18 protein-coding genes are annotated in these 22,327 nt (G+C 75.6%); 11 read left to right on the forward strand and 7 right to left on the reverse strand.

What is annotated here, in order from left to right; genetic code table 11:
• The 7 genes from ACFVNO_RS25700 to ACFVNO_RS25730 form a co-directional block, all read right to left on the reverse strand.
• Window positions 1-2,136, reverse strand: coding sequence for a hypothetical protein (locus ACFVNO_RS25700; protein WP_378896251.1), 2,136 nt, complete (start codon window positions 2,134-2,136; stop codon window positions 1-3).
• A 55-nt stretch (window positions 2,137-2,191) separates the two neighbouring features.
• Entirely contained in the window at window positions 2,192-4,447 is a 2,256-nt protein-coding gene (locus ACFVNO_RS25705; protein ID WP_378896253.1) for a DUF3488 and transglutaminase-like domain-containing protein, read from the reverse strand.
• Window positions 4,435-5,562 (reverse strand): DUF58 domain-containing protein, encoded by a 1,128-nt coding sequence (locus ACFVNO_RS25710; RefSeq protein ID WP_378896256.1) that lies wholly within the window; start codon window positions 5,560-5,562, stop codon window positions 4,435-4,437. Before ACFVNO_RS25710 ends, ACFVNO_RS25705 begins: the two co-directional genes overlap by 13 nt.
• Window positions 5,562-6,533, reverse strand: coding sequence for a MoxR family ATPase (locus ACFVNO_RS25715; RefSeq protein ID WP_220565464.1), 972 nt, complete (start codon window positions 6,531-6,533; stop codon window positions 5,562-5,564). Before ACFVNO_RS25715 ends, ACFVNO_RS25710 begins: the two co-directional genes overlap by 1 nt.
• Before the next feature lie 114 nt (window positions 6,534-6,647).
• Window positions 6,648-7,043, reverse strand: coding sequence for a hypothetical protein (locus ACFVNO_RS25720; RefSeq protein ID WP_220564438.1), 396 nt, complete (start codon window positions 7,041-7,043; stop codon window positions 6,648-6,650).
• Between the two features lie 52 nt (window positions 7,044-7,095).
• Complete coding sequence (locus ACFVNO_RS25725; RefSeq protein WP_378896259.1) at window positions 7,096-8,613, reverse strand: NlpC/P60 family protein; 1,518 nt, start codon at window positions 8,611-8,613, stop codon at window positions 7,096-7,098.
• A complete protein-coding gene (locus tag ACFVNO_RS25730) occupies window positions 8,610-9,263 on the reverse strand; it encodes a hypothetical protein (RefSeq protein WP_355257403.1) in 654 nt (217 codons plus the stop codon). Before ACFVNO_RS25730 ends, ACFVNO_RS25725 begins: the two co-directional genes overlap by 4 nt.
• Before the next feature lie 491 nt (window positions 9,264-9,754).
• Here ACFVNO_RS25730 and ACFVNO_RS25735 point away from each other — a divergent pair, with 491 nt between their 5' ends.
• The 11 genes from ACFVNO_RS25735 (at window position 9,755) to ACFVNO_RS25785 (ending at window position 22,262) form a co-directional block, all read left to right on the forward strand.
• On the forward strand, window positions 9,755-10,273 hold the full coding sequence (locus tag ACFVNO_RS25735; protein ID WP_355257400.1) for a hypothetical protein: 519 nt from the start codon (window positions 9,755-9,757) through the stop codon (window positions 10,271-10,273).
• 9 nt (window positions 10,274-10,282) lie between these two features.
• On the forward strand, window positions 10,283-10,621 hold the full coding sequence (locus ACFVNO_RS25740) for a hypothetical protein (protein ID WP_355257397.1): 339 nt from the start codon (window positions 10,283-10,285) through the stop codon (window positions 10,619-10,621).
• Window positions 10,621-10,962: a hypothetical protein gene (locus ACFVNO_RS25745; RefSeq protein WP_355257394.1), complete on the forward strand. Its 342-nt coding sequence runs from the start codon at window positions 10,621-10,623 to the stop codon at window positions 10,960-10,962. The genes ACFVNO_RS25740 and ACFVNO_RS25745 overlap by 1 nt, the downstream gene beginning before the upstream one ends.
• A 31-nt stretch (window positions 10,963-10,993) precedes the next feature.
• Window positions 10,994-11,857 (forward strand): hypothetical protein, encoded by an 864-nt coding sequence (locus ACFVNO_RS25750; protein WP_378896264.1) that lies wholly within the window; start codon window positions 10,994-10,996, stop codon window positions 11,855-11,857.
• Window positions 11,858-11,922: 65 nt separating this feature from the next.
• Complete coding sequence (locus tag ACFVNO_RS25755) at window positions 11,923-13,557, forward strand: hypothetical protein (RefSeq protein ID WP_378896267.1); 1,635 nt, start codon at window positions 11,923-11,925, stop codon at window positions 13,555-13,557.
• Window positions 13,558-15,027, forward strand: coding sequence for an SCO6880 family protein (locus ACFVNO_RS25760; protein ID WP_355257385.1), 1,470 nt, complete (start codon window positions 13,558-13,560; stop codon window positions 15,025-15,027).
• Between the two features lie 9 nt (window positions 15,028-15,036).
• The gene (locus ACFVNO_RS25765) at window positions 15,037-16,584 is read left to right on the forward strand and encodes a hypothetical protein (RefSeq protein WP_220564443.1); all 1,548 of its coding nucleotides are present in this window, start codon (window positions 15,037-15,039) and stop codon (window positions 16,582-16,584) included.
• Window positions 16,585-16,587: 3 nt separating this feature from the next.
• Window positions 16,588-18,423: a type IV secretory system conjugative DNA transfer family protein gene (locus ACFVNO_RS25770; RefSeq protein ID WP_355257379.1), complete on the forward strand. Its 1,836-nt coding sequence runs from the start codon at window positions 16,588-16,590 to the stop codon at window positions 18,421-18,423.
• Between the two features lie 3 nt (window positions 18,424-18,426).
• Complete coding sequence (locus ACFVNO_RS25775) at window positions 18,427-19,629, forward strand: hypothetical protein (protein ID WP_355257376.1); 1,203 nt, start codon at window positions 18,427-18,429, stop codon at window positions 19,627-19,629.
• An 82-nt stretch (window positions 19,630-19,711) separates the two neighbouring features.
• Window positions 19,712-20,677, forward strand: coding sequence for a hypothetical protein (locus tag ACFVNO_RS25780; protein ID WP_355257373.1), 966 nt, complete (start codon window positions 19,712-19,714; stop codon window positions 20,675-20,677).
• A 40-nt stretch (window positions 20,678-20,717) separates the two neighbouring features.
• A complete protein-coding gene (locus ACFVNO_RS25785) occupies window positions 20,718-22,262 on the forward strand; it encodes a hypothetical protein (protein WP_378896273.1) in 1,545 nt (514 codons plus the stop codon).
• Window positions 22,263-22,327 lie beyond the last annotated feature (65 nt).

Consider the following 22,327-nt stretch of genomic DNA (forward strand, 5'->3'; position numbering starts at 1 on the left):
TCAGCCCGCGCCGCGCTCGGTGCAGACCTCCTCGGAGTGGGCGATGGTGTCCGCGCCAAGGACGGCGATGACGATGAAGCAGTACTCCGTCTCCGGGTCGAGCCCCTCCACCCGGGCCTCGGCCGTGCCCGCCGCCGCGTCGGCGAGCGAGGCGGGGGTGTCGCCCGCGGGGCCGCCCACGACGTGATGGGGGGCGGACTCCGCGCCGGGGGCCGCCGTCCAGGTCAGCACCACGGCCTCGCCGGAGTCCTCCAGGGCCACGTCCGCGGGCGCCGACTCCGGGTCGATGGCGGCGCCGGGGACCTCCGACGCCTCCGGCAGCTCGGCCCCCGGAGGGGGCGCCTCCTCGCGGGACATGAGGCCCACCGCGCCCAGCACCGCCGCCACCGGGCCCGGGTTGAGGAAGGTCGCCACGCCCAGGACGATGACGAGGACGGACGCCGCCGCGACCACGATCCGGAGTGCGCCCCAGCGCGGTGCGCCCTCGTCCGGCTCCGGTCGCGGTCCGGCGCCGGGGGTACCCGGCTCCAGCAGGCCGTGCCAGGGGTCGCGCGGGGCGCCGCCCGGGGGCCGCCCGCCGGGCGGCGGCGCCGCTTGCCGGGCGACGACGGGGGGCGTCGACGGGGTCCGGTCGACGATGCCGTGCCAGGGGTCCCGGGGCACGGGATCCGTCTTCACCGGGAGGGGCGCTGCGGCGGTCGGCTCCACGGCGCCGCCCCGGGTCTCGGAGGGCGTGCCCGGGACCGGTGACCGGGGGGTGGGCGACACAGGAGCGGTCGTCGGCCTCGCGGGGGCAGGGGGCTCCGCCGGAGGGGGAGCGGGGTCGGTGCGCGGCCCGGACCCGACCGTCGGCTCCGCCGCAGCCGGGGACGCCTCACCGGGCGCCTCCACCACAGGCGGCGCCCCCGGCTCTTCCCCGGCGGGCGCCGCAGGCATCGCGGGTGCCGCGTCTGAGGCCGCCGCCTCCGTAAGGGGCACCGTCTTCTCTGCGGGTACCGCAGGGGCACCAGGGGGCGTGGACGCCGGGTTCGGGGCCGATGCTGCCTCTGCATGCGTCGCCTCGACCTCGGAGGGGTCCTCCTTCGCAGGGGTCACGTGTGTCGCAGGAGGCACAGGCACGCCGGGGGCCGCTGCCACCTCTGCGGGCGGGGCTTCCGTCGCGGGTGCCACAGGTGCCGCAGGGCCCCCGGGCGTCACAGGTGGCGCAGGCATCGCAGGGTGCGCGGGCACCTCAGGCGGGGCTTCTGTCGCGGGTGCCACAGGGGAAGCAGGGTGCGCGGGCTCCTCGGGGGCCACGGGGGGTGCGGGCGTCGCAGGTAGGGCTTCTTGTGCGGGCGGCACGGGCACCGCGCCCGGGGTGGCGGCTCGGAGGGCGGCGGCGAAGGCGGCCGCGTCGGGGTGGCGCAGGGCGGGGTCCTTGGCCAGGCCGCGCGACAGCACCGACCACCACGCGTCGGGCAGGTCCGCGCGCGGCGGCGGCAGCACCTCGGCGAGCACCCGCTCCCGGAGCGAGAACAGGTCCGCGGGGCCGTCGGCGAACGGCGGGCGCCCGGCCAGCAGCGTCCACAGCGTGGCGGCCAGCCGGTACACGTCGGAGGCCGGGGTCGCCGCCCGGCCGTCCACCGCCTCCGGCGGGGTGTGGGGCAGGGCGGCGGCGTCCGGCGCGGGCCCGGGTGTCCCCAGCGGCAGCACCCGGTCCAGGCCGGTGAGCGCGACCTCCCCGCCGCCGAGCAGGACGTGCGAGGGCTCCACGGCGTGGTGCGCCAGCCCGGCCGCGTGCAGCGCCTCCAGCGCCCCGGCCACGACCGACCCGACCCGGGCGACCTCCGGCAGGGGGAGCGGGTGGCGGCGGTCCAGCACCCCCGCGTAGTCGCCGTCCCCGTACAGGGGCATGGCGACGAAGGGCCGCCCCGACCGCGTGCTCCCGGCGGCCAGCACCCGCACCGCCCCGGGCACGTCCTCCGGCACCCGCGCCCGCTCCGGCGCGGCGCCGGCCGTGCGCGCCACCTTGAGGACGACCGGGTCGCCGCCGCCGTCCGGGACGGCCCGGTAGACGGTGGCGGCCGCACCCCGGTGCAGCACCTCCAGGGAGTGGAACCCCTCCACGAGGCTGCCGCCGGACGTCATCCGGTCCATCGCCCGTACCTCCTCACGACCGGTCCGTCCACGAAGCCCCCCACCGCGGCGGCGCTCACCGGGCCCGCCAGAACAGCGGCCGGGGGTCGAACCACCACAGCGCCCGCCGCGCCCGGCCGCGGGTCCGGCGCAGCCCGGACGAGTACCGCCGCACTGCTGCGGCGGCGTCGGCCGCCGCCTCCCGGCTCACCCGGGCGTTCTCGGCGAACCCGATCCAGTTCACCGCCCGGCCCAGCCGGTCCAGCCCGACGCCCGCCCCCGCGGGGAGCAGGCCGTCGACCGCGGCGAGGGTCTCGCCCACCGTCCGTCCGGCCGGGAGCGGCGCCCCGCACTGGCGCAGCGTGTCCCGCAGCTCCCACCAGGCGCCCAGCACCCGGCGCTCGGGGGACCCGGTCCGCAGCCGCAGCCACCTCCGGGCCAGCCGCGCCGCCGGGACCGCCACCGCCGCCGCGAGCAGCGCGGTGCCCGCGAACAGCGCGGGCCGGGTCCACGCGTCCTCGCGCTCCGGCGGCCGCTCCTGCGACCCCTGGGCCCCGCCGCCCTGCGCCCCCTGGCTCTCCGCCTCCGGGCCGTCCTCGTCGCCGGCCGTGCCGGCGGACGTCTCCTCGGGGGCCTCCTCGCCCTCCTCGCCGGGGGTCACGGAGAAGGGCACCCAGCCGAAGCCCTCGAAGTACACCTCGCCCCACGCGACGGCGTCGCCGGTGCGCACCGTGTGCGCGCCGTCTTCGGCGCCGTCCCCCGGGCCGAAGCCGACGACGACCCGGCTCGGCAGCCCGGCGGCCCTGGCCAGCAGGGCGAAGGCGCTGGCGAACTGCTCGGAGGTCCCCCCGCCGCCCTGCTCCCCGGGCGGCGCCAGCACCCGCGCGACGTGGGCGTACCCGTGGCCGCCCGGGGACTCTGCGGAGAAGTGGTGCGACTCGCGCAGGTACTCGGCGATGAGCCGGGCCCGCTCGTAGGGCGGCCCCTGGCCGGAGACCGCGGCGACCACGTCGTTCAGGACCGGGGGAGCCCCCGGGGGCAGCTCCCGGTACCGGTCGAACTCCGGGCCCGCCGGGACGTGCGCCGTCTCCAGCTCCGCGGGCCGCCAGTCGCCCACGTCCCCGGTGACCGTGTACTCCGTGCCCGCGACCGGGCCCTCCCGGAGCACCACCACCCCCGACCGGGCGTCGTGGCCCACGGAGGGCAGGTCGATCGTGCGCGGGGCCCCGACGACCGGGACCCACCCGCCGGGCAGCTCCTCGCCCACGGCCACCTCCGCACTGCCGCGGACGGCGTGCGGCGGCGCGGGCACCGGCGCGGGGAGCACCTCTCCGGCGGCCCGGTAGCCCCCCTCCGGCAGCCACGTCGTGCCGGTGAAGTCCGCCAGGGCGACCCAGCGCAGTTCGACGGGCTCCTCGGACCGCACCGTCAGCAGCGGGACGTCCGGGGCGGCGGCCCACTCGGAGAGGTGGCCGAGCGGGTTCAGGGCGGCCTCGGGGGCCAGCGGCGGGGTGAGGGCCTCGCGCGGGTCGCGCGGCCGGGCCTCCCAGTCCGCGAGGAGCACCGGGCCGCCGAACACCGTGACGGCGGCCGCCAGGACGGTGACGAGCACCGTCGTCAGGAACCGGCCGGCCCGCCCGCCCGGCGCCGCTCCCTCCGGGGTGCCGTCCTCGACCACCAGGTCGGCGGCCGTCGGACCGTCCGCCCCCGGCGGCGGGCGTTCGGCGGAGACCGCGGACATCAGCAGCACCGCGGCCACCGCCACGAGCCCGATCGAGGGGAACCCGGGCGGGGCCACCGGCCCGTTGAGCACCACCGCGCCCACCAGCCACAGCAGCCCCGGCAGGATCGCCAGCGCGGGCCGTCGCCCGTGCCAGAGCAGCACCGAGCCGACCCCGGCGAGCCAGGTGGCCAGCAGCGGAGCCGTGAGCGTGTCCACGCTGAGCGGCGTGGGCGCGGCACTGGTCAGGATCCGGGCGCCGGAGTGGACCAGCGCCTCGACCGTGGAGTCGACCACGCCCGTCCCCTGGCCCGGGAGCAGGACGGCGCAGACGACGACCGCCGCCAGCGGCAGCGGGAGCCCGGCCGGGACCACCAGGGACGGGCGCAGCCGGGCCCGGGCCGCCAGCGTCACCAGCACGGCGAGCAGCGCGCACGCCGGCAGCACCACCTGCACCGGCAGGGGCGTCGCGTACCCGGGGGCGAGCGCCACGCCTCCGGCGGAGGAGGCCAGGACCAGGCCCGCGGCCGCCAGGAGCGTCCGCGGGACCGCGCGCCCCCCGCCGGTCCCGCCGGGGGAGGCGTCCGCGCGCTCGCGCGTTAGCGTGACCATGGGGCTCCGTTCCAGCGTTCCGCGAAACCGCGCGCGTCCCCGGCGCAGAGCAGCGTCACCGACGGCGGCGCCGCCGGCCGCTCCGCCGCTCCGACGGAGATCGCGACCAGGGAGGAGTAGTGGTGCTCCAGCCGGCCGAACGACCGCAGGTCGGCGGTGCCGAGCGCGCCCCCCACCAGGATCGCTGTGTCCCCGGCCGGCCGGGACCGGGCCAGGCGCAGGGCGCCCTCCAGGTCGGCGTCCGGGGAGGGGACCGCCTCGGCGAGCAGGTCGAGCATCGGCGGCAGCCCGCCGGCGGAGTCGCGCCCCCGGCCGCTCACCAGCCACAGCTCGCAGTGCATGGACGCGCCCACCCCCGTCCCCACCAGGGAGGCGGCCACGCTCGCCACCTCGTCGAGCGCGTCCTCGCCGCCCGGGGCGGGCCGGTCGTCGACGATGACGTGCAGCCGCGGCTGGGAGACGTCGATGTACTCCCGCACCACGAGCCGGTCCAGCCGGGCCGAGCTGCGCCAGTGGACGTGCCGCAGGTCGTCCCCGGGGACGTGGTCGCGCAGGGTGTGGAAGGTCAGGGCCCCGGAGGGCGCCCCGTCGGCCTCGCCGTCGGGGTCGGCGCGCCGGCCCACCGGCACCGAGCCGAGCGGCTCCCACCGGGGGTGGACCCAGACCAGGTCCGTGTCCCCGTGGTCGCGGTACGCCGCGGCCAGCCCCAGCGGGTCCGAGCGGCCCGCGCGCAGCGGGCCCAGCCGGACGAGGCCGCGGCGGCCGGGCCGGAACCGGTAGTGGACCTCGGCGGCGGCCCGCCCCGCCAGCCGCTGCGGCCGCACCGGCCGCTCGCCCCGGTGGCCGCCCACGCGGTCGGCGGCGCGGACGGCCCGCCGCCCGGCGTTGCGCAGGGAGAGCCGCACGTCCACGGCGGCGCCGGGGGACGTGCGGACCGCGGAGGGGGAGCGCTCGACGGCCACGGCCGCCGGCCGCCCCACCGCCACCACGGCCAGGACGACCGCCGCCACGGCCACGCCGCCGAGCAGGGCCAGTTCCTGGTACTCGGACAGGACGCCGAGCACGAGCAGCAGGACACCGGTCCCGGCGACGGCCAGGCCCCGTGCTGTCGGCATCAGCCGGCCGCCGGGCCCGCGGGACGGCCGGGCGTGGGCGCGGGGGTGTCGCGGAGGATCTCCTCCAGCACGTCGGCGCCGCCCCGGCCGCCGATCGACGCCTCCGGGGAGGGGACCAGCCGGTGCGCCCAGACCGGGCGGGCCAGGTACTTGACGTCCTCGGGCTCCACGTAGGGGCGCCCGGAGGCGAGCGCGAACATCTTCGCCGTCCGCGCCATCGCCACCGTGGACCGGGTGGACAGGCCCACGCTCAGCTCCGCGCGGTCGCGGGTGGCGTGGGCGACGCGCAGGATGTACTCGTAGATCGAGTCGTGGACGAACACCCGCCGCGCGTCCCCGCGCAGCAGCTCCGCCTCCTCCGCGCTCAGGACGGGCTTCAGGTCGTCCGGGGAGGTCAGCGTCTCCCCGCGCATGATGGCGATCTCCGCGGCCGGGTCGGCGTAGCCCAGGGAGAGGCGCATGAGGAAGCGGTCCAGCTGGGCCTCGGGCAGCCGGTAGGTGCCCGACATCTCCACGGGGTTCTGGGTGGCCACGACCAGGAACGGGGAGGGCACCGCGTACCGCTCGCCGTCCACCGTGACCGCCTGCTCCTCCATGACCTCCAGCAGGGCCGACTGCGTCTTGGGCGAGGCCCGGTTGATCTCGTCGGCGACGACGACGTTGGCGAAGACCGGGCCGGGCCGGAACTCGAACTCCCGGGTGGCCTGGTTGAAGATCGTCACCCCGGTGACGTCGGAGGGCAGCAGGTCGGGGGTGAACTGGACGCGGCGCCAGTCGCCGCCCGCGACGGCGGCGACGGCGCGGGCCAGCGTGGTCTTGCCGGTGCCGGGCACGTCCTCCAGCAGGACGTGCCCCTGGCACAGCATGGCGACCAGGGCCAGGCGCACGACCTCGGACTTGCCCAGCAGGGCGGTCTCGACCGAGGCGGCGACACCGTCGAACAGGTCGGCGCGGATGACCGCGTCGTCCATGGTCAGCGGGAGGGCGGGGGCCGTGGCGGCGTGCGTGTTCACAGTGCGGTTTCCGGGGTGGTGAGGGAGGGAGGCGGAGGTGTCGGCCCCGGCGCGGGCGCGCCGGGGCCGGATTCAGGCGTGCAGCGGTGTGGCCCCCTTGCCCTTGCCCCTCAGCGCCGGACCCGACATGCCGTACGACTGTCCCGACCCCGCGCCCTCGAAGGCGCTCGCCAGCATTCCGAGCAGGCTGGTGGCGCCGCCGAGGGCGGCCCCGGCCGCGCCCAGCACGGTGGCCCCGGCGCTCATGGCCATACCCGCCATGGCGGGCAGGGCGCTCGCTCCGAGCTTGAGGGCGCCCAGGCCGAAGCCGAGCGCGCCGCTGCCGATGCCCTTCGCCAGGCCGCCCCAGCCGCCGCGGGCGGCGAGCCAGCTCGCCCCCCGGCTGCCGAGGAAGCTCAGGGCGCGGCCGCCGGCGGCCCGCAGGGCGGTGCCGCCCGCGGCGGCGAGGAGGGGTACGAAGAAGGCCATGGCGGATCGTCCTTTGTGATCGGGTGCGGTTGCGGGGAGCGGGGGCGGGGGGTCACACCTGCATGGAGTCCGGTCCGTCGCCGTCCGGGGTGATCCGCACGGCGCCGATGTAGGAGGAGCGGTAGTACTGCGAGTCCAGGGGGACCTCTTCGATGGGTTTGCGGGAGTTCGCCGCATGGACCATCATGCCCCCGCCGGCGTAGATGCCGACATGGGAGGGGCTGGCCGCGCCCGGGTTGGTGTGGAAGAAGAGCAGGTCGCCGGGCTGGAGGACGGAGACGTCCAGGCTGCCCTCCTGGACGCGCTCGGCCGTCCCTCCCCGGTAGTCCGGATGGTCCGGGTTCCACTGGGTGGTCGTCACCCAGGGGATCTGCACCCCGGCCGCCCGCCACGCCCCCTGGGTGAGCCCGGAGCAGTCGAAGGAGTCGGGGCCCCGACCGCCCCAGACGTAGGGTTTGCCGAGCTGGGCCCGGGCGAACTCCACCGCCCTCCGGTGCGCCTCGCCGACGTCCCCGAGGAACGCCGCCTGCGTGGCGCCGCCCCCGCCTTCGCACTCCCGGTCGGAGGAGCCCGAGGACGCCTGGACGATGTTCAGGGAGGGCGAGGTCGGGGCGATCCCCGAGTCCCGGTAGTACTCGGCGACCTCGAAGACCTGGTCGACGTACCACCTGAGGGGGTATTTGGTGGGGTTGTGCTTGTAGACCGTGCACTCCATGGGAGTCAGGTCGCTCCGTCCGCAGACGGCGGACGAGCCCTTCTCCTCGGCCTGGCGGGCGTAGTAGGCGATGCGGAAGGCCCCGGAGGTGATGTTGTCCCACGGGTCCCAGACGTTGACCGTGCCGTCGCCGTTGCCGTCGATACCGAAGTACCGGGGGTTCGACGGCATCGCGCCGACCTCGTAGTCGTAGGGCACGCGCGCCGAGACCGGTTCATCGGGCTTGCCACCCCAGGCGTTGCTCGCGTTACCGAGCCGGCCGCCGACCTGCCCGGTCACCGGGTCCTGGACACCGAACTGCACGATCCCCGCGGCCCCGTAGGGGTTGCGTTGGCCCCAGCACAGCCCTGAGTGCCACTGGGGGTCGGTAGAGACATAGTTGCCGTTCTGGGTCTCGATGGCCCCGATGGCCGCCATCAGCTCCCAGGGGAGGTCGTACGCCTCTGCCGCGCTCCGGTGTATGCGCAGAATGTCGGCGGGGACGTCGACGCGGACGGTCTTGGTCGAGGAGCCCGGCTCCCCGTGCGCGCTGATGGTGATGGTCGTCGGCGTCGACGGGGCGGGACGGTAGCAGTCGGTCGAAGCGGAAGCCTGGATCACACCACCCGGTGTGGCCGCTGCGCCGAAGTCGCCCGCAGCGGTGCTCGTCGCCCCTGTGGGGCCGCACATCGTGGCGGCGTAGGCGATGCCCCCCATGACGGCGAGCGCGGTGACGCCCCCGCCGACCCGGGCGGCCCCGCCGCCCTGCGGCAGGGCGGCCGACCCCCGGTCGCCGTCGCGTCCGCCCGCGGGCAGGACGAGGGTGACCAGCCGGGACCACAGCGCCTTCGCCCGTGTACGCGCCCGGGTGCTCATCCGGTCTCCGCGATGTCCCCGACGGCGGCTCCCTGGAAGGCGTACACGGCCCAGCCCCCTTCCTCGGGGACCATGGTGACCGCGTACGACACGGGCTCGTTCCCCCCGTCGTCCCCGGTGTCGGTCATGAACCGCGCCTCCACTTCGAAGATCACCGATCCCTCCCCGATGTTGCGGATGCCGGTGACCACCGCGTCCGACCGCAGCGCCTGGGGGTTCCCCCGGGGGACGGCGCTGGTGGGGGCGCCCATGACGAGGGCCTCCACGGCTCCGAAGAACTCCTCGGACACCAGGGGCGAGAGCCGGGCGAGGCGCTCCTCGTCGGTCTCCTCGGGGCGGACCTCGGTGTAGGCGGCGACGAAGCTCCGAGCGCTCTCGGCGCCGGCGCGGAGCTCGTCCTCGGAGTGGGGCATGAGCGCCAGGACGTCGTCCACGGGCTCGCCGGGGGCCTGCGTCGCCGGGGCCTCCGCTCCGGGTCCGGGGTCGGGCTCCTCCGCGTCGGAACCGCCCGAGAGCTGCCGGAACAGCAGGACGAGGGCGACGACCAGGGCCGCGATGATCGCGATCACGATCGTTTTCTCGCGTGAACCGCTGGTGAAGTCGCTCATGCTGGACCCGCCGTTCCGCTCCTGGACATCCGGTACATCCATACAGAGGGCGTTCCGGTACGGCAATGGATTACGGCGTCCGGATATGGTGACGCAGCGTGAACGAGGATAACTTTTAGATAAACCCTTGAGTGTTCCATTGTTCGCGGGCAAGAAGTCCCGAATGGATCTCCTGGCGAAAGGTTGTGGTCGACCAAGCGCGATCACGGTTCGGAGTTTCCGAATTCCGTATGGTGACCGAGAAAAGGGGCTTGTTTTTCGCATTGTCGACGGAGAGTCCATGCGGTCCATTGCTCAAAGTGACGAATGTGACACTGGTCACTTGAGGGGTTTTATGCCTTTGCGGTATATATGGCCTGCTGTTCGACCCCCGCCCCGGCCCAGCGGCATCACCGTCCGTTATCTCCTGTCCGCGGACGCCGATTTTCGGACGTCGCGAATGGCGAGGCTCCGAGTGACGGGACGTTCTCCGAACCCCGTCGGACCCGTCGTCCCTTCCGGCGGAACGGACCGAGCGACCCGGGGAGGACCAGATGAGGAGGCGACCCATCGACGCCGATGACGTGCGCGGCGCCTCCACCGCGTCCTCCGGGAGCGGTCTCGGGGAGGCCGTGGTCCTGGGCTGCCACGGAGGCGCGGGCGCGACCACCCTGGCCGCACTGCTCGGCACCCCCTGGGACCTCGGCGCCTACACGCCCGACCGCGACCTGATCTCCGTCTTCGGCCGCCCCCTGGTCCTCGTCACCCGGGACGGCATCACCGCGACGACGCGGCTCGCGGAGGTCGTCAACGTCCTGGAGCACAACGGGCTGCGACCCGCCGCCCTGGTGGTCGTGGCCGACGGCTCCGGCCCCGAACCCCCCGAGTCCTCGGCGCGGTTGCGCCTGGTGGGCGAGCGCACCGGGCCCCCGATCCGCTTCCCCTTCGTCCCGGGCCTGCGCTACGTCGACGCGGCCGAGGCGGCGAGGGTGAAGCTGCCGGGCAAGGCGTCCCGGGCCCTGGCCCGGATCACGGCGGCGGCCGGGGTCCGGACCCCCCACCCCGCAGGCTGACGAGAACGGATGAGCATGGACGGATACCTCCAGGTCGCGGCCGACCTGACCAACCACCTGGCCATGGTCCCCATGGACTTCGGGTGGACCACCGACCCCAAACTGCCCGACTTCGACGAGGGCGACGACCCGATCGGCACCGCCATCAACTGGGGCCAGGGCATCATCGTCGTCATCGGCATCATCGGCGTGCTCTTCGCCGCCGGGAAGATGGCCATCGGCAAGTTCGGCCGCTCCGACCTGGCCGCCGACGGTGTCGGCGGCCTCGTCTGGACCATCATGGGCATCTCCCTGATGCTCGTCGCCGTGCCCGTGATCCGGGCCGTCGCCAACGTGGGCGGCGGTTGATGGCGGGTGCGCTCGCCGTCCTCGCGGACGCCGCCCACCTGGCCGCCTCCCTCCCCCTCGAAGTGACCTGGGACCCCGAACCCCGGATGCCGGCCTGGTCGCAGAACGGCGAACAGAACCCCTCGGGGAACCCCATCGGGAGACTGCTCAACTTCGCCCAGGGGGTCGTCGTCGTGGTCGGGGTCATCGGGCTGCTGTACTCCGCGGGGAAGATGGCCGCCGGCAGGCTGGGCCGCTCCGAGATGGCCGCCGAGGGCGTCAGCGGCGCCCTGTGGACCATCATGGGCGTCTCGCTGATGCTCGTCGCCGTCCCCATCGTGACCACGCTGCTCGGGGTGTGAACCGCACTGTCATGACGACGGGAAAGACGTGATGACGTACTCCGCGTACCGGTTCTCGGACCGGGCGGCCTCCGACGCCGCCACGGGCATCGACTCCGCCGCGGCCCTGGTGCAGTTCGAGCGCGCGGGCAACGAGCTGCTGGGCTACGTCGTCGGCCTCGGCGCGGTCGTCGGGGTCCTCGCGCTGATCATCATCGGCGGGCGGATGATCCACGCCAACTTCACCGGCGACCCCTGGATCGCCGCGCGCGGCATGGCCGAGCTCCCCTGGGTCATCCTCGGGATCATCCTGCTCATCGCCGCGGGCTCCCTGGCCGCGGTGCTCCTCCAGGGGTCACGGCACGACACCGAGGAGGACCTGGGGAACCTCGTCGAGCGCGTCGTCCAGGAGCAGGCCGCCAGGGAGCAGGAGAGCTCCTGCGAGGGCGGGCTCAGGGACCCCGACACGAGCACGTACGTCTGCCCCGACTCCGACCGGTGGACCGAGCTCTCGCACACCCTCCCCCTGACCGGCGCCGACGACGTGCGGTGCACCTACGACGGGGCCGCGGACTGCTACGAGTACTGCTTCGTCACGGGCTTCGCGGACGTGCACAACAACTTCGAGCACTCCCCCTGCACCCCCCGGGGGGACGACCGCGACCTCATGGGGAGGTCCGACTGGATCTGGGCGACCTACCACTGCGCCAACCTCCCGTCGAGCCTGCTGAACGAGACCGCGAAGTCGTGCAAGGACGCCATCGACGACTTCGACGAGGTCCCGCGCAAGTACCAGCTGGCCGCCGGCCGGGGGGAGGGCGCCGTCAAGCGCTACTACATCTGCACGCAGTACCCGGCCTGGGTGGAGGCCAACCGGGAGGTGGGCGACTTCCCGCAGGACTACTGCCCGGACTGACGGACGAATGAGGGCCGGCGCGACCGGGAGGGACCGGGGCGGCTGGAGGAGAGGGGGCGAGGCGAATGAACATGGACGAATGGGTCGGTGAGAGCCTTCAGGGCGTCACCGAGCGGATGTTCGACCTGCTGATCCTCGGCGGGAGCAGGCCGCCCATCGGCGCCGACGCGAACGGACCGCCCACGGGCGGCCTGCTCGTCGTCGACGAGGGCGTGCTCCACATCCAGAACATCTTCAACCCCCTGGTGCTCTTCCTGGCGACCCTGGGCATCCTGCTGGCGGCGGTCCGGCTGCTCTGGACCCGCCGCCTCGACCCGATGATGGACCTGGTCCGCGGCCTGCTGTCGGTGATCATCACGACCTTCGCCGGGCTCTTCCTCGTCTACGTCCTGATGGCCTTCGGCAGCGCGCTGACCCAGATGATCATCGACGCGCCGACCTACCAGGGGCAGCGGCCGCACCTGAACAACAGCGAGGGGCCGGTCAACCTCCTCTCGTCGGCACGGGAGGTCTACCCCAGCATCATGCGGGTGGGCGCCGACGAGGACGCCCTGGGGTTCGACAACGACGCCGCGCGCCAGGCGTTCACCAACCTCGTCTCCCTCGCCGTGATCCTCGGGCTCATCGCGCAGATGGTCATCCTGTCCGTGCTGAACGCGATCGTCTACCTCCTGGCCTGCCTGCTGCCGCTGGCGGCGGCCAGCACGATGGTGCCCGGCCTGCGGATCTTCCCCAAGGTCATCGGCTGGCTGTTCGCCTGCATCCTGTACAAGCCGCTGCTGCTGATGATCTACCTGGTCGGGCTGGTCCTCCTCGGCACCACCGGCGACGACAGCAGCAACGGGCTGTCCACGTACCTGGTGGGCGCCGGTGTGATGCTCCTGGCCACCGGCTCCCTCCCCGTGCTGATGCGCCTGATGGGCTCGGCCGGGGTCTGGATGGTCGCCCTCACCGCGGGGGGCATCGGTTCCATCACCGGCGGCGGCGGCGGTGGGAGCGGAAGCGGGGGCGGCGGCAGCGGCGCCTCGGAGGGCGGCGGCTCCTCCGCCGGGGCCGGCGGGGGCACGGACGGCTCCCCGGCCTCGTACTCCGGAGGGTCCGGCGGCCTCCAGGCGGCCGCCGCCGGGGCCAACGAGCGCGCCTCCGGGGTGGCCCGCAACCTCGACGGGGGGAGCGGGGGCGGGGTGCAGCAGGCCGGCGACTCCGGCCCGGCGACCGGTGCCGCGGACCGGGGCGCCCTGGGGACCCTGGGCGGCCAGGGCGGTACCGGGGCCGGAACGGCCGCGACGGCCGGGCTCGCCGCGGCCGGGGCCCCCGAGGCCGGGGGCGCCCTCGACGGGACCGGCGACGCCGGGCTCCCCGAGGGGACCGGCGGCGATTCGGCGGTGCAGGCCGGCGCGGACTCGGCCCTCCCGGGCGGTTCGGGATCGGCGGCCCCGGGCGCGTCGGAGTCGGTCGGCTCGACGACCTCGGCCTCCGAGGCGTCCTACGTCTCCGCCTCGGGAGCGGTCGAGGGCGGCGGGGGCGGCGGGGCCGACCCCGGCGCTTCGGGCGCCTCCTACGCGGGGGGCGGCGACTCGTACGGGGGGAGCGTCTCGGAGGGCGCGTCCCTGGACACGGGGGGCTCGGTGTCGACCGCCGGCCCCGGGGGAGCGGTGGGCGCGGACGCGCCCACCGGAGCCGACGGAAGGATGGTCTAGGTGGTCCGCACGTACGGGGGGTGGCGCAAGCGCCGCAGCATCGGGCTCTTCGGGCTCGGCCTCACCGCCACCCTCGTCCTCTTCGCAGGGCTCATCCTGCTGATGCTGGCCGGGCTGTTCGCCCCCGGGCTGGCCCTGTACCTGCTGCCGGTCATGGCGGTGGCGTTCGTGCTGGCCGCGGTGCCGGTGCAGGGCGAGTCCCTGCTGAGCTTCCTGCTCACCCGGCTGCGCTGGTGGTGGGCCAAGGCGCTCGGGCACACCCGCTACCGGGCGGGCGTCATGGTCGAGCACCCGCGCGCCTTCCAGCTGCCCGGCGTGCTGGCCCCCGTCACCCTGCTCTCCTGCGAGGACGGCCGGGGCGGCCGGTTCGGGCTGGCCTGGAACCGGCGCCTGGGCCACATGACCGCGACGGTCCTGGTGTCGTCCAACTCGGTGTGGCTCGCCGAGCCCTCCGACGTCGACACCTGGGTGGCGGGCTGGCACCAGTGGCTGGCCTCCCTCGGGTACATGCCGTGGGTCCAGTGGGTGACGGTGACGGTCGAGTCCCGGCCCGACCCGGGCAGCACGCTGCGCCACCGCGTCGAGGCGGAGATCGACCCGGCCTCCCCCGAGGCCGCCCGCAAGATCATGCACGACCTCGTCGTCAACGCGCCCACCGTCAGCGCCCAGGTGGAGACCCGGGTCAGCATCACCTACGACCCGCGGAGGTTCCCCACCGCCCCCAAGGACCGCATGCAGGCCGCGGTCGAGATCAACGGGTACCTGAACCAGATCGAGACCTCCCTGGCGGGCTCGGGCGTCTCGGTCCTGGGCCGGGCCACCCCGGAGCAGCTCGTCGCGATGGTGCGCTCCGCCTACGACCCGACGGCGCTCAACGACCTCAGCTCCCTGCTCCAGAAGACCCCCGAGGGCATCGGCAGCGTCGACTGGACGGACGCCACCCCGGTCGAGGCCGAGGCGCACCACGACCGCTACACCCACGACAGCGGCACGAGCGTCTCGTGGATCTGGCAGGAGGCGCCGCGCACCCACGTCACCAGCACGGTGCTCGCCGAGCTGCTCTCGCCGACCCGCTGGGTCAAGCGCACCACCCTGCTGTTCCGGCCCTGGCCGGCGGCCGCGGCGGCCCGCGCCCTGGAGGCGCAGAACGCCGCCGCCCAGTACAAGAGCGAGCTGTCCTTCCGGGTGCGCCACCGGGTGAGCGCCCGGGACCGGCAGGACCTGGCCTACGCGCGGCAGGCGGCGCAGGAGGAGACGCGCGGCGCCGGCCTGGTGCAGGTGAGCCTGTACACGACGGCGACCGTCGACGACGAGCAGAAGATGCAGCAGGCGATCGCGCACACGGAGTCGGCGGCCGAGACCTCCCGGATCCGGCTGCGCCGGGCCTGGGGCAGCCAGGACGTCGCGTTCGCCACGACCCTGCCCCTGGGCGTGTGCCCGCCGTTCCTCGTCCAGCGCGGTATGGGTTAGGAGACACCGATGGCGATCGTCGACAGGCAGAGCCGGGCGGAGGAGCGCCGCCAGCAGCGCGAGGAGCGCAGGCGGCTCAAGCGCAAGAAGCAGCGGGAGACGGCCGCGCCCGACCGGTCGGCGGAGCGGGACCGCGAGGTCATCGCCCCCCTGCTCGGCTGGCGCCACCGGGGCGGCGGGGCCTCGCCCAACATCCCCAACGTCGTGGAGTACCAGGCCACCACCGCGCAGGCGTGCGGGCTGTTCCCCTTCGTCACCAGCAGCAAGCCGCCCGCGATCGGCACCCCCATCGGCCGCGACCTGCTCTCGGGCGAGGTCGTCTGCCTGGACCCGATGGCGTGGCTGCGCGCGGGGCTGATCACCAACCCCGGGTGCTTCGTCCTGGGCCAGCCGGGCACGGGCAAGTCCACGTTCGTCAAGCGGCTGGTCACCGGCGCCGTGTCGTTCGGCTCCCAGGCGATCATCCTGGGCGACACCAAGCCCGACTACAGCGACCTCATCGCCCACCTGGGCGGCCAGGTGGTGCGCATCGGGCGGGGCCTGGACCGGATCAACCCGCTCGACGCCGGGCCCCTGGGCCAGGTCATGGGGCGGCTCACCGACATGGAGCGGGAGAAGCTGCGCTGGGAGGTGCGCTCGCGCCGGATCTCCCTGCTCATGGCGCTGTGCACCCTGGTCCGCGAAGGGCGGATCGCCAACTCCGAGGAGGTCGTGCTCGGCGCGGCCATCGACCTGCTGGACGAGCGGCTCGCCGGCCTGCGCCAGCCCACCGTCATCGACGTGCTCAACGTCGTGGAGGAGGGGCCCGACTCGCTGCGGTCGTTCGCCCGCGCCGACACCCGGGACCAGTACGACAAGCGCGTCGACGACCTCGTCTTCACGCTGCGCCTGCTGTGCACGGGCTCCCTGGCGGGGGTCTTCGACGGCGAGACCACGACACCGCTCGACCTGGAGGCCCCGGGGATCAGCGTCGACATCTCCCGCGTGGGCGCGGCCGGGGACAAGCTCCTCACCGCCGCCATGCTCTGCACGTGGAGCTACGGATTCGGGATGGTGGACGCCGCCGCGGTCCTGTCCGAGCACGGCGTCATCCGGCGCCGCTCCTACATCGGGGTCATGGACGAGCTGTGGCGGGCACTGCGCGGCGCCCCCGGCCTGGTGGAGTTCGCCGACTCCCTCACCCGGCTCAACCGCTCCAAGGGCATGGCCTCGGTCATGGTGACGCACTCCCTCAACGACCTGGAGGCCCTGGCCACCGAGGAGGACCGGGCCAAGGCGCGCGGGTTCGTGGACCGCTCCGCCATCACCGTCCTGGCGGGCCTGCCGCCGCGCGAGCTCGCGGCCGTCAACCGCATCACCCCGATGACCGCCCCCGAACAGGGGCTGGTCTCCTCCTGGTCCTCACCCGACTCCTGGCAGCCCGGGGCCCGACACCCGGGCCGCGGCAAGTACCTGATCAAGACCGGTGCGGAGCGCCTGGGCATCCCGGTGCAGATGACCCTCACCCGTGACGAGCTCGCCCTGTACGACACCGACCAGGCGATCCGGAGGGAGTGAACCGTGGCCCGTGAACGTCCGAAGTACCAGGTGAAGGGCGGGGTGGCCGCGGCGGGCGCGCCGCCCCTGCTGGTCCTGCTCGCGCTCTGGGGCGTGGTCGGCCTGTTCTTCCTGTTCTGGCTCTCCGCCCGCCTCGTGGCGGCGGTGCTGGGCGGGACGGTGACCCCCTTCGGCCCCCTGTGGGCCTACTCCCTCCTGATGCGGGACACCGCGGCGGTGTGGCCGGGCGTGCCCACGGTCCCGGTCCTCGTGGTGTTCACCCTCCTGGCCGCCGCGTCCGTCACGGCGGTGTGGTGGGCCCTGGCCCGCCTGCGCGACGCCCTGTACGGGCAGCCGGACGCGGTCGGCGCTCTGAACAAGGACAACGACACCGTCTCGGAGCTGGCCCGACCCGAGGCCGCCGACAAGGCCGTCCGCCTGCGGCGGCGCTCCCTGGCCGGGTCCCGGGGGCGGTCGCTCGGGGACGCCGACGTGGGCCTGGCCCTCGGGGACGTCCGCATGGGAGGGGAGCGGGTCGGCAAGCGCCTGTTCGCCTCGTGGGAGGACACCGTCCTCGCCTTCATGGCGCCCCGGGCGGGCAAGACCACCGCGATGGCCATCCCCTACGTCCTGGACGCGCCCGGCGCGGCGCTGGCCACCAGCAACAAGGCCGACGTCTGGTCGGCGACGGCGGCCATCCGGCAGCGGACCACCGGCGAGCGCGTGTGGCTGTTCGACCCCCAGCACATCACCCACCAGGAGCAGGAGTTCTGGTGGGACCCGCTGGCGGAGGTGCGCGGCGTCGAGGACGCCTACCGGCTCGCCGGGCACTTCGTCCTCACCATCGACGACGACTCCAAGAAGGACATGTGGGGGCCCGCCGCCCGCGCCCTGCTCTCCCAGCTCATCCTGGCCGCCGCCCTGGACGGCCGGTCGCTGCGGGAGGTCGGCGAGTGGCTCCACGACACCAAGCTGCCCCAGCCGGTGGACATCCTGTTCGAGCACGGGTTCACCGCCTACGCCGAGGCCCTGCGCGAGACGCAGAACATCGTCGCGGAGACCCGCGACGGCATCTACACCACGGCGCGCACCGCCGCCCGCTGCCTGGACGACCCCGAGATCATGCGGTGGGTGACGCCCCAGGAGGGCGACCCCTTCCCGGAGTTCCAGCCGCGCTCCTTCGTCACCACCCGGCAGACCCTGCACCTGCTCAGCAAGTCCCGGGCGGCGTCCGCGCCGCTCATCGCCGCGCTCACGGACGCGATCTTCCTCGCCGGCGAGCAGGCCTCCGAGGCGCAGGGCGGCCGCCTGGACCCGCCGCTGGTGGCGGTCCTGGACGAGGCCGCGAACATCTGCAAGATCGCCGACCTGCCCGACATGTACTCCCACCTGGGGTCGCGGGGCATCGTGCCGGTCACCATCCTCCAGAGCCACCGCCAGGGCGTGCGGGTGTGGACGGAGAACGGCATGGAGGCGATGTGGTCCGCCGCCACGGTCAAGGTGTTCGGCGCCGGACTCGACGACCACAAGATCGTGGACGCCCTCTCCAAGCTCGTCGGCCAGCACGACGTGTCCACCACGTCCTTCAGCTACGGCGAGGGCAAGGGCAACCACTCGGTGCAGCTGCGGCGGCAGGAGATCCTCCAGGGCTCGGACATCCGCCGGATCGACAAGGGCGACTGCCTGCTCTTCGCCACCGCCGCCAAGCCCACCATCCTGCGGATGCTCCCGTGGTACCGGGACCGCCGCGCCCCCCTGATCTCCGCCGAGATCAAGGCCGCAGAGGCGCTCATCACCAGCGGGGCCCGCAAGCGCTACGGCGGCCGCCGCAGCGGTGCGGCCGTCGCGGAGAAGGAGTAGGACATGGCCGGAGCCGACGCGGCGCAGCCGCCCGAGCACACGCGCTCCCGCGACCGGGAGCGCAGCGGTTCCTCCCTGGCCCAGGAGGCCGCCGGACTGACCCCCCGGCCCTCCGGGGGCGCCCCCGCCGCCCCCGGGCTCCCGGACGGCGGCGGGCAGGTCGCCCCGGAGGCCCTCGCCGCGCTCGAGGGCCTGAAGAGGTTCGCGGACTGGATCCTCCAACTGCTGGGGGCCGTGCTCAGGGCCCTGGCCGAAGCGGTGTCCCGGCTCTCGCGGTTCGCCCTCCGGGTCTCCTTCCTCGTGCTGCGCTGGTCGCTCCGGCGGGGCCGCCCGGTACAGCGCTGGCGGATCAGGGCCCGGCTCGCGAGCATCGAACGCGCGAAGAAGAGGACGGACCGGGAGGCCGAACAGGCCCTGGGGCGTGTCGAGGACCGCGTGGCCGCCGTCCGGGAGAACGGCGACGCCCGGGTCCGGGAGGCCGTGCGGCGCCGGGCCGCCCGGGTCGGGGAGGCCCGGGAGCGGGCCGGTCGGCTCACCGACCAGGCGCGCCGGACCGGCGAGGCCGGTGTCCGGCGTGCGCGCTGGGAGGCGCGCAACCTCCCCCCGGCGCAGGCCGACGCGCGCGTGCGCGCCGCCGAGCAGGCCCGCGACCGGCGCGTCGACCGGGCGCGGCAGCGCGGCGACGCCGTCGTGGACCGCGTCCGCGCGTCCGCCGACGCCGAGGTGGTCCGGGCCCGGGCCGACCGCGACCGGGACAACCGGCAGGCCGTGACCCGTGCGGGTGCGGCCCTGCGGGAGATCGACGCCGCGCGCACGGAGCGCCTGGCGGACCTCGACCGCAGGGCCTCCGAGGTGCGGGACCTGCGCGGGCAGCGCCTGGCGCCGCGCGCCCTGCACGCCCGCCTGCGCGCGGACCACCGCCAGGGGCGGGAGGCGACCCGCCGGTTCCGGGGCAGGATCGCGGCGGCGGAGCAGAGCCTGGGGCCCGCTCCGGCGCCCGTGCGCCCCGCGCCGGCCGGTTCGCCGGCCGCGACCCCGGCGCCCCGCCCGCGCATCCCCGGGCTGCGGCTGGGCGGCGCGGCCGGACGCGGCCCCGGCCTGAGGCTCGGCGGGGCGGTCGGACGCAACCGGGGGAGGGCGGTCCCCGCGCAGCGCCGCGCCCCGGTGCGGGTCCCCGCCCCCAGGAGAAGGGCGGGCGGCTCGTGAACGTCCGCACGCACCGCCGGCCGGCGCGGGCCGGAGCACGGCGGCGCCCGCCCGAACCCACCCCCCACGGAAGGACCAGGCCATGGCAGACGGCGAAGCAGGACCGCTTCTGAAGCGGGGTTCCGCGGAGCGGGCGCGTCCCCCGCACGGGCTCCCGCCGGGCGCCGGCGACGGCCGGGACGCCGAGGGCAGCCCCATGCGGGACCTGGGGATCAGGAGACGGCTCAAGGAGGTCGAGGAGTCCCGGACACAGGCGTACATAGCGGGCGTGGGCAGCAGCATCAGGATCGATGAGCACGTGGAGCGCGTCCGCCGGGACGGCGAGGCCCGGGTCCGCGCCGCGCGGGCGCGCGGAGCGGAAGCGGTCCGGCACGCGCGGTCCGAGGCCGAGGGGCTCGTGGAGCGCGCGGAGGGCACCGGCAGGGCACTGGTCCGCGACGCGGAGAACAGGGCGCTCACCCTCGCCCCCGCCGAGGCCGCCGGGCACATGCGGGCCGCCCGGAAGGAAGGGGAGCGGGGCGTCGGCCTCGCCTCAGCCCAGGGGAGCGCCCTCGTCGACCGCGCCCGCACCGACAGCACCGCCGAGGTGCGCCGGATCGAGGCCGCGTCCGCCGAGGCGTCCGCCGAGGCCGAAGCGGACGCGGCCGCCGCCCGGCCGGAGGTCAAGGCGGCCAGAGCGGACCGCCTGGCGGAGCTCGGCCGGAGGAAGGAAGCGCTTCAGGGCCTGCTGGGCGCCCGCATGCCCCGCGGCGAGCTGCGCTCGCTCCTCCGGGAGGACCGCGGGCGGGAGCGGGCGAGCCTCGCCGGGTTCGAGAGCCGGCTCGCCGCGGCGGAACGGCGGGCGGGGCTCTCCGGGGCGGGCGGCACCGCTCCCGCCCCCGCGCCCGCGTCGGAGGCCGTGGTGCCCGGCCGGCGTCGGCCGGATGCCGCGACGGGGCTCCGCGGGGCGATCGCGCGCGCCTACCGCGGGGAGGCGGCCCCGACACCGGGCGGCTCCCCGTCGCGGGCGGGCGAGCAGCGGTCCGAACGAAGGGGGCATGGAGTGTGATGGTTCCGCGACGGGGACGACGGCGTCCGGGAGGCAGGGGATGAGCGAACGGAACGGCGGCGTCGGCCGCTGGGACGACGAGGAGGCGCGTTCCCGGCGCCGCACCCGGGAACAGCCGACCGGCCCCCGCGAGAGCGGGGGATCGGACTCCGGCGGGGGACGGCTCGACACGGCCGACGCCCTCCTGGCCGCCGCCATGCGGGCACCGATCGCGCGCGGCGGCATGACCAACTCCGGCTGGCTCGCCATGGCCTCCCTCCACGGCCACCTGCGCAGGCGCCGGCTCCAGAGCAGCGGCGAGGCGTTCTTCCCCGAGACCCACGTGGCGGGCTCCCCGGCCCTCGTGCAGGCCGCCCTCCACCTGGCCCGGGGCGCCGACCCCGCCGCTGCGGCGGCCGCGCTGCCCGGGGCGGACGCCCGGCAGGTCCGCGAGGCCCGCGACCGGCTCGACTTCGCGACGATGGCCAAGGCCCTGGAGAGGGACCTGGTGAGCGGGAACCTGGAGAGGACCGCGCACGCCGCCCTCCAGGAGAAGGGGATCGACCCCGGGACGCCGCCCGAGCAGTCCTGGCGGCGCGCCCTCGACGGCTCCGACCTGGGCAGGCTGCGCCCGCGCGACCTCGGCGCGCTCTACCTCAGCGCGGCCGAGGCCACCGGGCCGCAGGCCCGGCAGGCCGAGGCCCGGGTCCTGGAGGCCCTGGCCGAGCGGCACCCCCAGCTCGCGGCGTCCGTCGAACGCGGCCTCGTCCAGGACCGCGCCTTCGCGGGCGACCCGCACTCCGCCCGGCTCGACAAGAACACGGCCGTGGCCGGCGCGGTGTGGTCGGCGGACGAACGCCCCGTACCGATGGAGGAGTGGCTGGTCAGGGCCGTCCCCCGGTTCAAGGACGCCCGCACCGACCCCAACTGGCGGCGCGACGCCGCCGAGTCGGTCATCACCGCCGCCCTCGACGGGAGGGCCCCCGCGGGCTCCGTGCCCGCGCTCATCGACAACGCCAGGCGGAACCTGCCCGGGTTCGACGCCCGTTACCGCGAAGGCCTGGCGCTCGCCGAGGAGCGCGCCCGCGCGGGGACCGGCAGCGGCTTTCCCCAGGGGGACGCCGTCCTCTACGCGCTGGACAGGGGCAGGGACTTCCCGGTCAACGAGGCGCGCCAGGGCCGCGAGGAGGTGGTGGCGGCGGGGAACGGGGACGCCGCCCGCCTGCGCGCCGGGGCCGGGACCGGCGCCCCCGACCGGCGCCCGGAGCTGGCCGACGCGCGCCTGCCGAAGAACCGGGGGCAGGCGGAGCGCGCGGTGGAGGCCAACGGCCGCGCGGTCGCCCGGACCCCCGCCACCCGCCTGGACCGCGCACAGCAGGGAAATCTCGACGAACGCCGCGACCGGAACCGGCAGCGCGTACAGCAGGCCCGCGAGCAGCGGGCCGCCTACCGGGCGGGCCGGACCGACGCGGTCCGCCGCGACGGCGTCGGGCTGCCGCGCACCCGGGTGCAGGCGAACGCGGCGGTCCGGCGGGCGACCGTCGTCCACCGGCGCCAGCGCAACGAGCTGAGCACCCTGACCCGGCGGTCGGCCGCCGGCCGCTGACGGGGCGGCCCCGGGCCGGGTAAGGGGCCGCGGCCCGGCACACGACCACGACAAGGAGAGACAGG

Origin of the sequence: Nocardiopsis sp. NPDC057823 (genome assembly GCF_042797335.1) — a bacterium.
In the GTDB taxonomy this organism is placed as follows: Bacteria; Actinomycetota; Actinomycetes; order Streptosporangiales; family Streptosporangiaceae; genus Nocardiopsis; species Nocardiopsis changdeensis.